The organism is Amycolatopsis sp. cg5, assembly GCF_041346955.1.
GTDB lineage: Bacteria > Actinomycetota > Actinomycetes > Mycobacteriales > Pseudonocardiaceae > Amycolatopsis.
Window position 1 is genome coordinate 9632468 of sequence record NZ_CP166849.1, and the last position, 13961, is coordinate 9646428.

General features: G+C 69.4%; 12 protein-coding genes. 7 read left to right on the forward strand and 5 right to left on the reverse strand.

Features of this window, described 5'->3' with window-relative positions:
* Positions 1–94: 94 nt before the first annotated feature.
* Complete coding sequence (locus tag AB5J62_RS44060) at positions 95–1069, forward strand: hypothetical protein (protein ID WP_370945998.1); 975 nt, start codon at positions 95–97, stop codon at positions 1067–1069.
* Here the strand turns inward: AB5J62_RS44060 and AB5J62_RS44065 are convergent.
* The 3 genes from AB5J62_RS44065 to AB5J62_RS44075 form a co-directional block, all read right to left on the reverse strand.
* A complete protein-coding gene (locus AB5J62_RS44065) occupies positions 1066–1797 on the reverse strand; it encodes a hypothetical protein (protein ID WP_370946000.1) in 732 nt (243 codons plus the stop codon). The genes AB5J62_RS44060 and AB5J62_RS44065 overlap by 4 nt on opposite strands.
* A gap of 13 nt (positions 1798–1810) precedes the next feature.
* Positions 1811–3598 carry a substrate-binding and VWA domain-containing protein gene (locus AB5J62_RS44070; protein WP_370946002.1) on the reverse strand — a complete coding sequence of 596 codons (1788 nt, stop codon included), beginning with the start codon at positions 3596–3598 and terminating at the stop codon, positions 1811–1813.
* Between the two features lie 68 nt (positions 3599–3666).
* On the reverse strand, positions 3667–4842 hold the full coding sequence (locus AB5J62_RS44075; protein WP_370946003.1) for a homogentisate 1,2-dioxygenase: 1176 nt from the start codon (positions 4840–4842) through the stop codon (positions 3667–3669).
* An 85-nt stretch (positions 4843–4927) separates the two neighbouring features.
* Between AB5J62_RS44075 and AB5J62_RS44080 the strand changes: the two genes are divergently transcribed.
* On the forward strand, positions 4928–5782 hold the full coding sequence (locus AB5J62_RS44080; RefSeq protein WP_370950494.1) for a hypothetical protein: 855 nt from the start codon (positions 4928–4930) through the stop codon (positions 5780–5782).
* Complete coding sequence (locus AB5J62_RS44085; protein WP_370946004.1) at positions 5779–6408, forward strand: IclR family transcriptional regulator; 630 nt, start codon at positions 5779–5781, stop codon at positions 6406–6408. Before AB5J62_RS44080 ends, AB5J62_RS44085 begins: the two co-directional genes overlap by 4 nt.
* Here AB5J62_RS44085 and AB5J62_RS44090 read toward each other — a convergent pair.
* Positions 6389–6970, reverse strand: coding sequence for a DUF998 domain-containing protein (locus AB5J62_RS44090; RefSeq protein ID WP_370950495.1), 582 nt, complete (start codon positions 6968–6970; stop codon positions 6389–6391). The genes AB5J62_RS44085 and AB5J62_RS44090 overlap by 20 nt on opposite strands.
* 123 nt (positions 6971–7093) lie before the next feature.
* Positions 7094–7687, reverse strand: a complete 594-nt coding sequence (locus AB5J62_RS44095) for a TMEM165/GDT1 family protein (protein ID WP_370950496.1) — start codon at positions 7685–7687, stop codon at positions 7094–7096.
* Positions 7688–7866: 179 nt separating this feature from the next.
* Between AB5J62_RS44095 and cutA the strand changes: the two genes are divergently transcribed.
* The 4 genes from cutA (at position 7867) to cydD (ending at position 13947) form a co-directional block, all read left to right on the forward strand.
* Positions 7867–8181, forward strand: coding sequence for a divalent-cation tolerance protein CutA (cutA, locus tag AB5J62_RS44100; protein WP_370946006.1), 315 nt, complete (start codon positions 7867–7869; stop codon positions 8179–8181).
* Between the two features lie 126 nt (positions 8182–8307).
* The gene (locus AB5J62_RS44105) at positions 8308–9798 is read left to right on the forward strand and encodes a cytochrome ubiquinol oxidase subunit I (RefSeq protein WP_370946007.1); all 1491 of its coding nucleotides are present in this window, start codon (positions 8308–8310) and stop codon (positions 9796–9798) included.
* Positions 9799–10024: 226 nt separating this feature from the next.
* Positions 10025–11017, forward strand: coding sequence for a cytochrome d ubiquinol oxidase subunit II (cydB, locus tag AB5J62_RS44110; protein WP_370946008.1), 993 nt, complete (start codon positions 10025–10027; stop codon positions 11015–11017).
* Positions 11014–13947, forward strand: coding sequence for a thiol reductant ABC exporter subunit CydD (gene cydD / locus AB5J62_RS44115; protein WP_370946010.1), 2934 nt, complete (start codon positions 11014–11016; stop codon positions 13945–13947). The genes cydB and cydD overlap by 4 nt, the downstream gene beginning before the upstream one ends.
* The last annotated feature ends 14 nt before the right edge of the window (positions 13948–13961 follow it).

Genomic DNA, 13961 nt, shown 5'->3' on the forward strand with positions numbered 1-13961 from the left:
GGTGATGGATATCCTGCTGCGAAACCGTCGTCAGGGGGATTGACCAGTGGAAACAGGACGCGTAAAGGTCCGCGAGCCGAGAACCGACCGCCCGATGGCCGAGGACGTCCTCGGCGCTCAGCTCAAGGCGGCCAACCGATGGGTGCCCATCTCGGCCGCGTTCCTGGCCGTGGGAGTGCTGGCGGGTGCCGTGTCCGTCTGGACCGGCGGCTGGCGCAACCTGCCGTCCGTGCTGTTCCTCGGCGGCTCGCTGGCCGCCTTGCAGTTCTGGTGGTTCACCCGGCCCGTGCGCGCGCTCCGGCTCAGGAGTGAGCACTTCCGGGCGTTCGAGCTCGCCGAAGGCTCGGTGCTGGCCGCGGGGGCCAAGGTGAGCATCCGGCTGCCGGACGGCGGGTGGGCGGTGTTCCGCACCTTCACCTGCAACCGGCTGCTGATCGCGGGCCTGCGCAAGGCCTGGGTGGTAGGCCCTGACAAGCAGGGCAAACTCGTCGTCGTGGTGCCCGGCATGGCCACCGGCTGGCTGGCGAAGGTGGCGCGAGAACCGGCGCCGGGGTCGACGCCACTGTTCCGGTCACCGGAACCCACCTCGCCGCGCGAGGATCCTGTCGTGCGTGCCTACTGGCTCTACACGCAGATGCTGACGGCGCTGCTGATGGTGGCCTACGTGGCGGTGGTGGTCTGGATGACCGCCTTGTCGCTGACCCTTGCCTGGCCGTTGTCTCTGCCGCCGCTCGTGTTGACCGTGGTCGTGGTCGTGACGATCGTGGTCGCGTTCGTCAAGACCCTGCTCTGGGGCCGCTCGACGTACGCGGAGCAGTGGACCGAACTCGCCGCCACGCTCGACGGGCCGATCAAGCATTCCGGCACGGCCGTCGCGAGCGCGGCCGGCCAGGTGCAGCTGCCCGACGGCCGGGTCGTCCGCGTGAAGTTCGCCAGGACGAACCTCAACCTGCTGGCCAACATCGAGGCGACCGGCCGCATGTGGGTCTTCGGCGAGCCGAGGCCCGGCAAGGCCGCGCGCATCGGATTGCCCGGCTATCCGCTGCTGGGCAACGTCAAACTGCGCTAGCCGCCCAAGGCCCGCCTGGTCGTCTCCTCGGTCTCGACGACTCCGCGCCTGATGCCTTCGAGCTGATCGGTCAGCTCGAAGATCGCCGGGGTGTCGACGTTCGCGTGGTCGGTCACCGCCGACAGCTCGACCACGCGGGTCGTCAGGCTTTCCAGCCCGAGCGCGCCGGATTGCAGCTGCGCCAGCAGTTTGGCGCGGGCGCCGGACAGCCTGGCGTACACGTCCTGCTGTGCCTGCACCGAATCGATCGCCTGCCGCAGATCCGTCCGCACGTCCTCGGGCGCCGTGCGCAGGTTCGCGGTCAGCCGTGACCGCTCCGCAGCCAGGCCCGCCGCGTCGATGCGGCTCAGCGCCCGGCCGGTGGTGGCCGCGCGCCCGGCGAGCCGGTGCAGCGTGGTCACGGTCTCCTCGACGCCCGCGCCCATCGCGGTGACCCGGCCTGCCATCGGACCATCCACAAGGGACTCGCTGGCCGACTCGAAGCCGTTCGCCGCCGCGCGCGCCCGCTGTAGCCAGCGGCCTTCCTCGGACCGCGCGTCGACGTCCGGCAGCGTGGCGACGGGCTCCTTTTCATGGGTCGCCGCCGCGATGCCCGCACGGGCGACGAGCGCGGTCACCCCGACGCCGATGGCGGCGGCCAGCGGGAGCTGGACCGCCCATGCCACGCCTGCCGACGAGGCGCCGAGCAGCAGCCCCCATCGGTCGATCAGTTCCTTGCCGAAGCGCATAAGGGATTCTGGCCTAAAAGTTCGAGATGACGGCCGTGAAGACCTGGTCGATGGTGTCCGCCTTGGACGAGTCGTACGCCGAGGCGTTCGTCGCCTGCGCGATCCGCTTGAGGATGTCCTGGTCGGCGTCCGATCCGTAGCCGATGGTGAACATCCGGACGGTCTCGCTGTCGCCCTCCGAGTGCAGCTCGGGAATGAGATTGTCGATGCTGATGCCGCCCGGGTCCTCGTTGCGCCCGTCGGTGAGCACGACGACCGCGTTGATGGCCTCAGGGTCCAGGTGCTGCTTGATGTACTGATAAGCGGCCAGAGACGAGTCGTACAAGCCCGTGCCGCCACGCGGGATGAGCCCTTCGAGCCTGCTCTTGAGCGTGGCGCGCTGCGGGCCCATCGGCCCGAGCGGCACCAGCGCGCGGTAGTCCCGGTCGCCGTCGAGCTTGGTCGAGAACGACCACAGGCCGACCTGGTCGGCGTCCGAGAACTGGCTGAGCGAGGTGATGGCCGCCTGCTTGGCCAGGTCCATCTTGTTCTTGCCGGTGCCGTCGACCGAGTCGGCCATCGAGCCGGACACGTCGACCACCAGCAGCACGTTCGCCTTCTTGCGCAGCTCCATCCACGACGCGAGCAGCTTGTCCAGCACCGGCGCGCCCGGCGGCCGGATCAGGTTGAGCTTGGCGGCGGGGTCGACGCCGTTCTCGGCGGTCGCCTGCGGCCCGGTCTTGCCGTCGAAGCCGCGGAAGCCGAGCGCGAAGAACTTCTCCTGCGCCGCCTGCCCGCGCATGGTCGCCAGGAAGTCGGCAGCCGCCTGCTTGTGGACGTCGTCGGCCCAGTTCAGCACCGCGAACGGGTGATCGGAGTTGAGCGTGCCGTCGCTCGGGCTGATCGCCACCAGCGGCACCTTCGGCCTGCCGTGCTGGCCCGCCTTCTCCGGGTCGTTGGTCGGGTTGCCCTGGTTGTAGCCGATCAGTGAGGCCTCGTCGACCGCGACCGCGGAGATGTACGACATCGCCGCGCCCCGGTCGTCGGCGGCGAGCAGGTTGGACAGGAAGGTCAGCGTGTTGTCGCCGTAGTGCACGATCGACTGCTCGACGCTGCGGACGAACGCGCGCACGTCGGCCTTCTCGATGTCCTCGACGGTGAGGTCGGACGAGGTGCCGGTGGCGGCGAAGTACGCGCCGATGGTGGCGTTGAGCCCCGAGGTCGAGATGTTCGGGTTCGTCTTGCCCAGCCGGAACTTGCCCCACTCCGGGTGGCCGTACTTGGCCCAGCCCTGCGGATCGGTCGCCAGCCCTGCCAGGTCACGCCAGCCGATGCCCTTGCCAGGCCAGCCGAGCGCCTCGGCCATCGGCTTCGGCATCGCGATCACCAGCGGCGAGCTCGCCACCGACGGTGTCTCACCCTCGGCGAGGATCGTCGGGTGGTCGGTGCCGCTCAGCCGCTGCTTGAGCAGGGTCAGCCAGCCGCTCGCGGTCGGCAGCCACACGTCGGGCCGCGGGCCGTCGGCCGCCTCGTTCCAGCCCCGGGTGAGCGCCTGCATGGTCGTGCCGGAGGCCTTGGCCTGCACGGTCACGTCCACGCAGCGGCCCGCGACGGTCTTGCCGTTGTAGTCGTTCGCGATCTGGGTGACGATCCCGGACTTCTCCGGCGACGCGGCGACGGTCAGCTTGACGGCGTCGGACGAGGAGCACTTCGTCTGCGCCGTGCCTTCGGGTTCCCCGTCGCTCGTGATCAGCCGGATGCCGACGATCAACCCGGCGGCCACGACGATCGCCGCGATGAACGAGAGGGACTTGCGGGACATCGGGACCTCCGCTTGAGCACTGGAGCCGCCATTCTCCAGTGACTCAACGCGAAGATCGCTCGTGTTGCCTAACCGTTAACAGGGCCGCGCTTCGACCACGTCCACGCGTAGCCCGGATCTTCCGAAGCGTCCGCCGCCTCGCCGAGCTCCAGCGGGGCGAAGGTGTCGATCATGACCGCGGTCTCGTCGAAGTAGTCCGCGCCGATCGAGGCCTCCGCCGCGCCCGGCTGCGGGCCGTGCGTGAAGCCCGACGGGTGCAGCGAGAGCGAGCCGATGCTGATGCCGGAACCCTTGCGTGCCTCGTAGTTTCCGCCGACGTAGAACATCAGCTCGTCCGAGTCGACGTTCGCGTGGTTGTACGGCACCGGGATCGACTCGGGGTGATAGTCGACCTTGCGCGGGCAGAACGAGCAGACCACGAAGTTCGGTCCCTCGAAGGTCTGGTGCACGGGCGGCGGCTGGTGCACGCGGCCGGTGATCGGCTCGAAGTCGCGGATGTTGAACACCCACGGGTAAAGGCAACCGTCCCAGCCAACGACATCGAACGGGTGCGTGGCGTAGGTGAACTTCGTCAGCCCGGCGCGGTGACGCACGAGCACCTCGACGTCCTCGCCGTCGACCAGCAGCGGCGCCTCGGGGCCGCGGATGTCGCGCTCGCAGTACGGCGAGTGCTCGAGGAACTGGCCCTTGTTCGAGAGGTAGCGCTTCGGCGGGCCGACGTGGCCGCGCGCCTCCAGCGCCATCAGGGTGATCTCGCCGTTCGGGATCACCCGATAGGTGCAAGAAGTCGGGATCACCAGGTAGTCGCCGTCCGCGACGTCCAGCACGCCGTAGATGGTCTCGACGCGCGCGGAGCCGCGCTGGACGTAGAGCAGCTCGTCGCCGATCGCGTTGCGGTACAGCGGGCTCGGTGCGGTCGCGACCACGAAGCCGATCGTCACGTCCGCGTTGCCGAAGAGCCGGCGGCGGTCGTCGACGGCGTTGGCGTCCGCGCCGAACTTGAGGTCCTGCGACTTGAAGTGCCTCGGCTTGAGCGGGTGGTTCGGCTGCAGCGAGCCGCGGTCCTCGGCGACGGCGACCGCGTCGACGATCGCGGTGGGCAGGCCGCGGTGGTAGAGCAGTGCGGAGTCGTTGGAGAAACCCTCCACGCCCATCAGCTCTTCCGCGTACAGCCCGCCTTCGGGATTGCGGAACTGGGTGTGCCTCTTGTGGGGGATCTCGCCTACCCGACGGTAGTAAGGCATCGATTCGCTCCGTAGAAGTGTCCGACTATCGAACGATTTTGTCCTCTTAGCGTACGCTACTAGCGTGTCAGTCGTGTCAAGCGCTGTGGAACTCACTCCTCCAGGTCCCCGTGGAACTCCTCCCCTCTTCGCGCGGCTTGTCGACGACTCGGCACTCTTCCCTCCCGCCGAGGTGAAGATGCCGGAAGCACTGCGGGCGCACTTCGAGACGAGGGCCGGCGAACACGCCGGTGTGCTGGGTGTTTTCCTGTGCCAGGCGTCCCGCTTGCCGGAGCTCATCACCGAGTTGATCAAGATCAAGCCGAAGCAGCCACTGCCGCTTTCGCTGATCATCGACACCGGGCTCGGCGGCGTGCCGAAGGCCATTTCGATCGTCGAGTCGCGCAGTGAACTGCTCGCGCTGCGGATGGTCGAGATGCCGGCGCCGTCGGACGTCGACGAGGTCTGGTTGGAGCGGGTCTCCGAGTTCGTGCCGGAGGACGTCATCCGCGTGGTCGAGCCGCGGCGCGGCGTCGGCTGGCTCGACGGCGTGCGGAAGGTGATCGAGCACGGCAGCTGGCCGAAGATCCGCTGCGGCGGCCAGGCGGGCGAGAACTTCCCGAGTGTCGACGAGGTCGCCGACTTCCTGTCGGTGGTCAGCGGCGCCGAGGGCGCGTCCTTCAAGGCGACCAACAGCCTGCACCGCGCGGTCCGGCATACCGCCGAGGGCTCCGGCTTCGTCCACCACGGCTTCCTGAACCTGATCGTGGCGTCCGCGCGCTGCCTGTCCGGCGGCGACGTGCGCGCGGCGCTGGAGTCGACGGACGGCGACGAGCTGGCGAAGGAGGCGAAGTCACTGTCCGAACCGGCCGCCAAGGCCGTGCGCGGGCTCTTCGCGTCCTACGCGGCGGCTTCGTTCGACGAGCCGGTCGCCGATCTCGGGGAACTCGGGCTGTTGTGACCGAGGGGTCGCTGACGCTCGATCGCGGGCTCGCGCTGCTGCAGGCGGTCGCGGACGCCGGCGGCGAGGCGGCGACCATCTCCGAGCTCGCGGTCGCCATCGGGGCCAGCCGCGCGGCCGTCTACCGGCTGCTGGTCCCGCTGTCCGAGCGCGGGCTCGTCTGGCGTGATGGCAACAAGGTGCGGCTCGGCGTCGGGCTGCTCCGGCTGGCAGGCGAGGTGCTGCCGCAGCTGAGGCAGGCGGCGCACCCCGTGCTGCGCGAGCTGGCCGAGAAGGTCGGCGCGACGGCGCACCTCTCGGTCGCGCAGGGAAATCAGGCGCAGGCCGTCGCCGTGGTCGAGCCGTCGTGGACCAACTTCCACGTCGCGTACCGGGTCGGCAGCAGGCATCCGCTCACCGCGGGCGCCGCCGGCAAGGCGATGGCGCTGCGGCCGTCCGACAGCCAGGCCTGGATCTTGACCGTCGGCGAGCTGCAGTCGGGAGCGGTCGGCGTCGCGGCGCCCGTGCGGGGACTGCCGGGGCTGCGGGCGAGCGTCGGCGTGGTGTCGCTGGAGACGCTCGACGAGGCCGTCGTCGGGCCTCAAGTGGTGGCGGCGGCCGCCGCGCTCACCGAGGTGCTGCGCTGAGCAGTGGCCGCACCATGGTCGCCAGCAGTGCCAGGTCGATGGTGAACAGCAGCCGCTCGAACAGGCCGAGCGTCAGCTGCGGGCCGGTGAGCAGCTTGAAGAGGAAGCCGCCGAAGGTCAGCACGATGCTGACGATGCTCGCTGTCGCCAGCCTGCGGATGGTCGTGCGGCGCGGCTCCCACGGGCAGTTCACGTTGCGCTTGCTGGTCAGCGTGAGCGCCGCGGACGGCAGCGCGATGAACGCCGCCAGCGCCGCGTAGTTGTGCACCTGACCGCTGAACGACCGTGCCGCGCCCTCCGGGTCGACCGGGAAGGCGGCGACGATCAGCAGGCCGAGACTCCAGACGCCGAGCAGCACGAGCACCGAGCGCTGACGGCGTGCCTTCGCGATGCCGGCCAGCAGCGCGACCGAGCCGAGCGCGAGCGCCAGGCACATCACGCTGAACAGCGGCGCGGCCGACGAGCCGCCGTAGACGTACTCGCTCAGCGTGTGCCAGACCGGGCTGATCCGGCTCGACAGGCGCAGGTGCAGATCGGCCGCGATCGCGACCGCCACGGCCATTCCGGCGAGTGCGAGCCGCCCGTGCACGGGGGAGACGGGGGTGCTCAGGGCAGGCTCCAGTTCATCGCTGGTTCATCTGGACGTTCTGTCCAGGCTACCGAGCGGACCTGTGAGAGCCAAAAATCAGACGAGTGACAGTGTCTGAACGGCCGCGAAAAGGGCGAACCCGGCGAAAATGAAGCCCGCGACGCGCTGGATCAGCTTCGGCCGGATCCGGCTGCGCACCTTCGCGCCGATGAACACCGCGAGCCCGGCGACCGTCACCAAAGCGACGAAAGCACCGAGACCGACCGCGAACGGCTGACCGAGCCGCGCGGCCAGACTGGCCGTCGCGAGCTGGGACGCGTCCCCCCACTCGGCGGCGAACAGCACGCCGAACGAGGTCAGCGCCGACCGCGCGAACGTCGCGGCCGACGGCCCGGAACGCGAAGCGTCCTCGCCGCCGTCCTTGCCTGGCGCGAAGCCCTCGCGCAGCAGCATGACCGCGCCGATCCCGAACAACACGGCCACGACCGCGGCCACCAGGATTTCCGGCAACAATTTCAACGCGCTGCCGAACAGAACGGCGACGACACATTGCACAGCGAATGCGGCACAGACCCCGGCGAACACCGGGGCGGCCCGGAAACGCGTTGTCAAGACAAGCGTGGCCACCAATGTCTTATCCGGCAGCTCGACGGCAAGCACTAGGCCGAATGCGCTGATCAGGGCCCACATCGCGGGTGACATCGGTTTCTCACGCTCCTTCTACTGCAACGATAAAGGGCGTGTTCAGTGGATTCAAGGAGATCGGATTTGCGAATCGACGGTTTTGGTGGCGATCCATTTGTTCTGTCGGTCGGGCGGAATTGCGGTTTCGGCATGCCGAATTCCAATTTCCGGGTAGGATGACTCCCATGGACCACGTTGTGGTGACGACCACCGTCGACTCCGAGGAAGCCGCCCGCACACTCGCCACCGGCGCGATCGAGGCCCGCCTCGGCGCGTGCGCCCAGATCGTCGGCCCGGTCACCAGCGTCTACCGCTGGGAAGGTGCCGTGCAGACCGCGACCGAGTGGCGCGTCGAGATCAAGGCGGCCGCGCGGCGCGCGCCGGAGCTGACCGAGTACCTCAAGACCGAGCACACCTACGACGTGCCGGAGGTCATCGTGACGCCGATCGCCGGCGGCAGCGCCGAGTACCTGTCGTGGCTCACCGAAGAGACCCGCTGACTCACGAGTGATACGGCCGGTTCTAACCGGCCTAAACACTCACGACCCCTGGGCAGGACCTAAGTCCCGGCATGATCAGGACCACTTGAACTGGCGGCGGGGACCCTGGCGGAGCACGCTCGGTTCGTGGACGTCTTGGCACTCGCTCGCTGGCAGTTCGGTATCACCACCGTCTACCACTTCCTGATGGTCCCGCTGACCATCGGCCTCTCCCTGCTCGTCGCCGGGATGCAGACCGCGTGGGTACGCACGGGGAACCTGAAGTACCTGAAGATGACCAAGTTCTGGGGCAAGCTGCTGCTGGTCAACTTCGCCATGGGCGTGGTGACCGGGCTGGTGCAGGAGTTCCAGTTCGGCATGACGTGGAGCGCGTACTCGCGGTTCGTCGGCGACGTGTTCGGTGCGCCGCTGGCGATGGAGGGGCTGTTCGCGTTCTTCATCGAGTCGACGTTCCTGGGGCTGTGGATCTTCGGCTGGGACCGGCTGTCCAAAAAGGTCCATTTGGCTTGCGCTTGGGCGTTTTCGCTGGCGACCATGGCGTCCGCGTACTTCATCCTCGCGGCGAACTCGTGGATGCAGCACCCGGTCGGCGCGGAGATCGTCGACGGGCGGCCGCGGCTCAAGTCGATCGGCGCGGTGCTGACCAACAACACGGCGCTCGCCGCCATCCCGCACACGATCGCGGGTGCTTTCTCGGTGGCTGCGGCCTTCCTGGTCGGCGTGGCGGCGTGGCACCTGTGGCGTAAGCGGGAGCAGGCCGACGAGCCGCACCGTGACGTCTGGCGGGCTTCGCTGCGGCTCGGTGGGTGGGTCGGCGTGGTCGCGTTCGCGGCGCTGGCGATCACCGGTGACGCGCAGGGCAAGCTGATGTTCGAGCAGCAGCCGATGAAGATGGCCTCGGCGGAAGCGTTGTGCCACACGGAGAAGCCGGCCAGCTTCTCGATCATCGCGATCGGCGACGTGAGCGGGTCGAACTGTGAGGACGTGAAGACGTTCAACGTGCCCGCGCTGCTCTCGTTCTTGGCGCACAACGACTTCTCGACCGAGGTCAAGGGTGTCGAAGACCTGATCACCGAGTACCAGGCGAAGTACGGCGCCAACTACCCGGTCGACCCGGCGTTGGGTGAGCTGTCCGGCAAGCCGATCGACTACGTGCCGAACCTGCCGGTGACCTACTGGGGTTTCCGGATGATGATCGGCTTCGGCGCGATCGGGGCGGGCGTCGGTGTGCTGGCGCTGTGGTTCACGCGGCGCGGGCGGATCCCGTCGACCAAATGGGCGCCGCGGATCGCGATGCTCGCCATCGCCACGCCGTTCCTCGGCAACAGCGCGGGCTGGATCTTCACCGAGATGGGCCGTCAGCCGTTCGTGGTAGTGCCCAACCCGTCCGGTGTGGACGGAGTGTGGATGTTCACCGCCCGCGCGGTGTCGCAGTTGTCCACAGGCGAGGTGTGGACATCCTTGATCAGCCTGACCCTCGTCTACGCGGCGCTCGGGGTGGTCGAGCTCTACCTCATGCGCAAGTACCTGACCGGGGGCGTCGACGCGGTCATGCCGCCGCAGAAACCCAAGAGCCCCAACGAATCCGGCACCGAACCACTGTCTTTCGCCTACTAGGAAAAGCCGTGAACCCCACCACCGCATCCCCCGCCACTCCCAGGGGGGCGACCCCACGTCCATCCTATCGGCGCGAGCCTCGGAGAAGGGTGTCCACAGGTGATCTGTGGACAACTATCCCCACTGTGGATAACTCGGGGGCCTCCGGCCGGATTCGCCCGGAAGTGTCAGCCGGCCGTGGTACTGGCGACGCAACGGGACCGCGGGACCTTCGAAAGGACGGGTCATGAGCCTCGAAACGCTGTGGTTCTGCGTCATCGCCCTCTTCTGGCTGGGCTACCTCTTCCTCGAGGGCTTCGACTTCGGCGTCGGCATGCTGCTGCCGCACCTCGGCAAGGACAACACCGAACGCCGCCTGATGATCAACACGATCGGGCCGGTGTGGGACGGCAACGAGGTCTGGCTGATCGTCGCGGTCGCGGCCACGTTCGCCGCGTTCCCCGGCTGGTACGCGTCGCTGCTTTCGGGCAGTTACCTGGTGGTCCTCTTGATCGTCTTGGCACTCATCGGCCGCGGTGTCGCGTTCGAGTACCGCGGCAAGGTCGACTCCGCGAACTGGCGCGCCGCCTTCGACAAGCTGATCGTCTTCGGCTCGTGGGTACCGCCGCTCGGCGTCGGGCTGCTGCTCGCGACCACGGTCCTCGGCCTCCCGCTCGACGTGAACGGCAACCGCGTCGGCTCGCCGTTCGAGGCGATCCGCTGGGACACGCTGCTCGGCGCGCTCGCCATCGTCGGCTTCTCGCTCGTGCACGGCGCGACCTTCCTCGCGCTCAAGACCAGCGGCGAATTCCGCGAACGCGCGAAGAAAACCGCGCTGCGACTGTTCCCCGCACTCATCCCGCTCATCGCCTTCCTCGTGCTGATCCAGGCCCGAGAAGGCGAAGCGTGGACGCTCATCCCGCTCGTCGTCGCGGTCGTCGCCGCGCCGACCGCGTGGTGGCGGTTGCGGAAAGACCGTGACGGACAGGCTTTCGCCGCACTCGGCGTGCTCATCGTCGCGACCGCCGTGACGATGTTCGGCGCGCTGTTCCCGGCCGTGCTCCCGTCGACCGGCGACCCGGCCAACAGCCTGACCATCGCCAACGCGGCGTCCAGCCCGTACACGCTCGAAGTGATGACCTGGGTGTCCGCGTTCGGCGCGCCCGCCGTGCTCATCTACCAGGGCTGGACCTACTGGGTGTTCCGCAAGCGGCTGTCGACCGCGCACATCCCGTCATGATCATCCCGAAGCGGGCGCTGGCGGCGACCGGCGCGCTCGCGCTGGTCAACGCCGGACTGCTGGTCGCGCAGGCGTTCCTGCTCGCGGGCGCGCTCGCCCAGTTGGTCCACAATGGACAGCCGGGGAACCTGGCGCTGCTCGCCGCGACGGTCGTCGGCAGGGCGGGTGTCACCTGGGCGACCAAGGTCGTCAGCGCCCGTGCGGCCGCCGGCGCCAAGGAAGAACTCCGCGCCAAGGCCGTCGACCACGTGCTGCGCCTCGGCCCGGAGTGGATCCAGCGCCACGGCACCGCCGAGCTGACCACGGTGACCACCAAGGGCCTCGACGCGCTCGACGCCTACTTCACCACCTACCTGCCCGCGCTGGTCACGGCCGCGGTCGTGCCGCTCGGCGCCGGCGCGGCCGTCCTGTTCGCGGACTGGCCGTCCGCGGTGATCCTCGTGGTGACCGTGCCGTTGCTGCCGATGTTCGCGATCTTGGTAGGCAAGTACACCGCCGACCGCGTCCCGAAGGCGACCGACGCCGCGCACGCGTTGTCCGCGACGCTGCTCGAACTCGTCCGCGCGCTGCCCGTGCTCGCCGCGTTCCGCCGCGCGGAGGCACAGGCCGAGACCGTCCGCCGGGTGTCGGAACGTCATCGCCGCGCCACGGTCCAGACGCTCAAGACCGCCTTCGCTTCGGCGTTCGTGCTCGAACTCGCCGCGACGCTTTCGGTCGCCGTGGTCGCCGTCGTCATCGGCGTCCGGCTCGTGTCCGGTGACCTGTCGCTCGCCATCGGGCTCGGCGTGCTCATCCTGGTTCCCGAGTGCTACCAGCCGCTTCGTTCGGTCGGCGCGGCCTTTCACGCCAGCGAGGACGGTGTCGAAGCGGTCCGCCGCGTCACCGAAATCCTCGACGAGCCCGCGCCTGCCGAGGGCACCGCGAAGCCGTCCAAAGGCGTTGTCCGCGTTGACGGCCTGCGCGTCGGAGAGCGCGAGGGCGAGTCGTTCACCGTGCGCCCCGGCGAGATCGCCTGGCTCCGTGCGCCCAGCGGCGCCGGGAAGTCGACGACCTTGGCCGCGCTGCTCGGGTTCGTCCAGCCGACGGACGGCACGATCACCGTCGACGGCCACGCGCTCGCCGATTTCGACCGCGTCGCCTGGCGCGAGAACCTCGCCTGGGTCCCGCAGTCGCCGCGCTTCACCGGCGGCACGGTGCGCGGCGAACTCGAACTCGCCGGCGAGTTCACCGACGTGCCGCTCGGGCTCGAAAAGTTCCTGGATCGCCAGGTCAGCGAGCTTTCCATCGGCGAACGCCAGCGCGTCGCCGTCGCACGCGCGCTCGTCCGCGTGCGCAACGGCGCCTGGTTGCTGCTGCTCGACGAGCCGACCGCGCATCTCGACGCCGGGCATACCGCCGAGGTCATGATCGCCGTTCAGGCCGCCGCCGACGCGGGCGCCGCCGTCGTCATCGCCGCACACGACCGCACGAAACCCGTCGAAGTCCCGGCGGGCGCGGCGCCTCCGCACCGTCACCGGACCGCGAACCTCACGAAGCCCAGCCTCCGCGAGCTCGTCGATCGCCACTTGCTCGGGGGAGCGGCGCTGGGTTCGCTGGCGCTGCTGGCCGGAATAGCGCTGACGGCGACCTCCGCCTTGCTGATCGCCAAAGCCTCGCTGCAGCCGCCGATGCTCACCTTGACCGTCGCGATCGTCGGCGTCCGCGCGTTCGGTCTCGGCCGAGCCACGCTGCGCTACTGGGAACGCCTGGTCACACACGACGCGGCCTTCCGCATCGCGGGCCGCCTACGCGTACGCACCTGGCTCAAGCTCAGCCGGATCGACGCCGCCGAAGGCCGCCAGCGGCTGGTCGACGACGTCGACACCGTCCGCGACCTGCTGCCCCGCACGCTCACCCCGCCGCTCATCGCGGTGCTGGTCGTCGCGGGCGCGGTCGCCGTGCAGACCGCGATCCTGCCCGCCGCAGGGCTCGTACTCGCAGTCGCCGCGCTCATCGGCGGCCTCGCGGCGCCCGCACTCGCGCTCACGCTCGAACGGAACTCGACGTCCGCGCTCGCCACCGGCCGCCGCCTGGTCACCACGCGACTGCTCGGCCTCTTCGAGTCCTCGGCCGAGTTGATGGCGTTCGGCGCGGACCGGCATCGACGCCGCGAACTCGCCGAAGCCGACGCCAGGCTCGCCGCCAACGCGCGTCGCCAGGCCTTCGGCGAGGGTGCCGCCGAAGCACTCATCGCGCTGGCAATGGGAGCCGCCGCGGTCATCTGCACCTTCATCGCCGCACCGGGCGTCGAAGCCCCGATCCTGGCGCTCGTCCCGCTCGCGCTCGCCGAAGTCCTCGCCACGCTGCCGCCGGTCGCCCAGCACTGGGACGAACTCCGCCAAGCGCACGCCCGCCTCGAAATCCCGGCCGAGACCCCGCTCGAACCCATGGAAATCGAGCTACCGCAAGGCAAGTACGTCGCTGTCGTCGGACCGTCCGGCGCCGGGAAGTCGACGCTGCTCGCCCGGCTCGCCGTCACGCGCCGAGTCGCCTGGGCGCCGCAGGAGCCGCAACTCGTCGCGACCACGGTCGCCGAGAACCTACGTCTCGGTGACCCCGAAGCCACCGACGAGCAACTCCGCGAAGCACTCGACCTGGCCGTACTGCCCGATGTCTCGCTCGAACGCCTGCTCGGCAGCGGCGGAACCGGCCTTTCCGGCGGCGAAGCCCAGCGCGTCGCGCTCGCCCGCGCGTTGCTCGCGGCGCCGGACGCGGACGTCGTACTCCTCGACGAGCCCACCGCACACCTCGACGAGCCGACTGCTCGCAAGCTGCGCGCCAACCTCCGCCGCGCGCTCGACGGCCACACGGTCATCCAGGTCACCCACCACGCTGACGAAGCCGATGACGCCGACGTCGTCTGGGAGGTCCGAGCCGGTCGGGTCGTCTAGTGTTGACCCAGCTC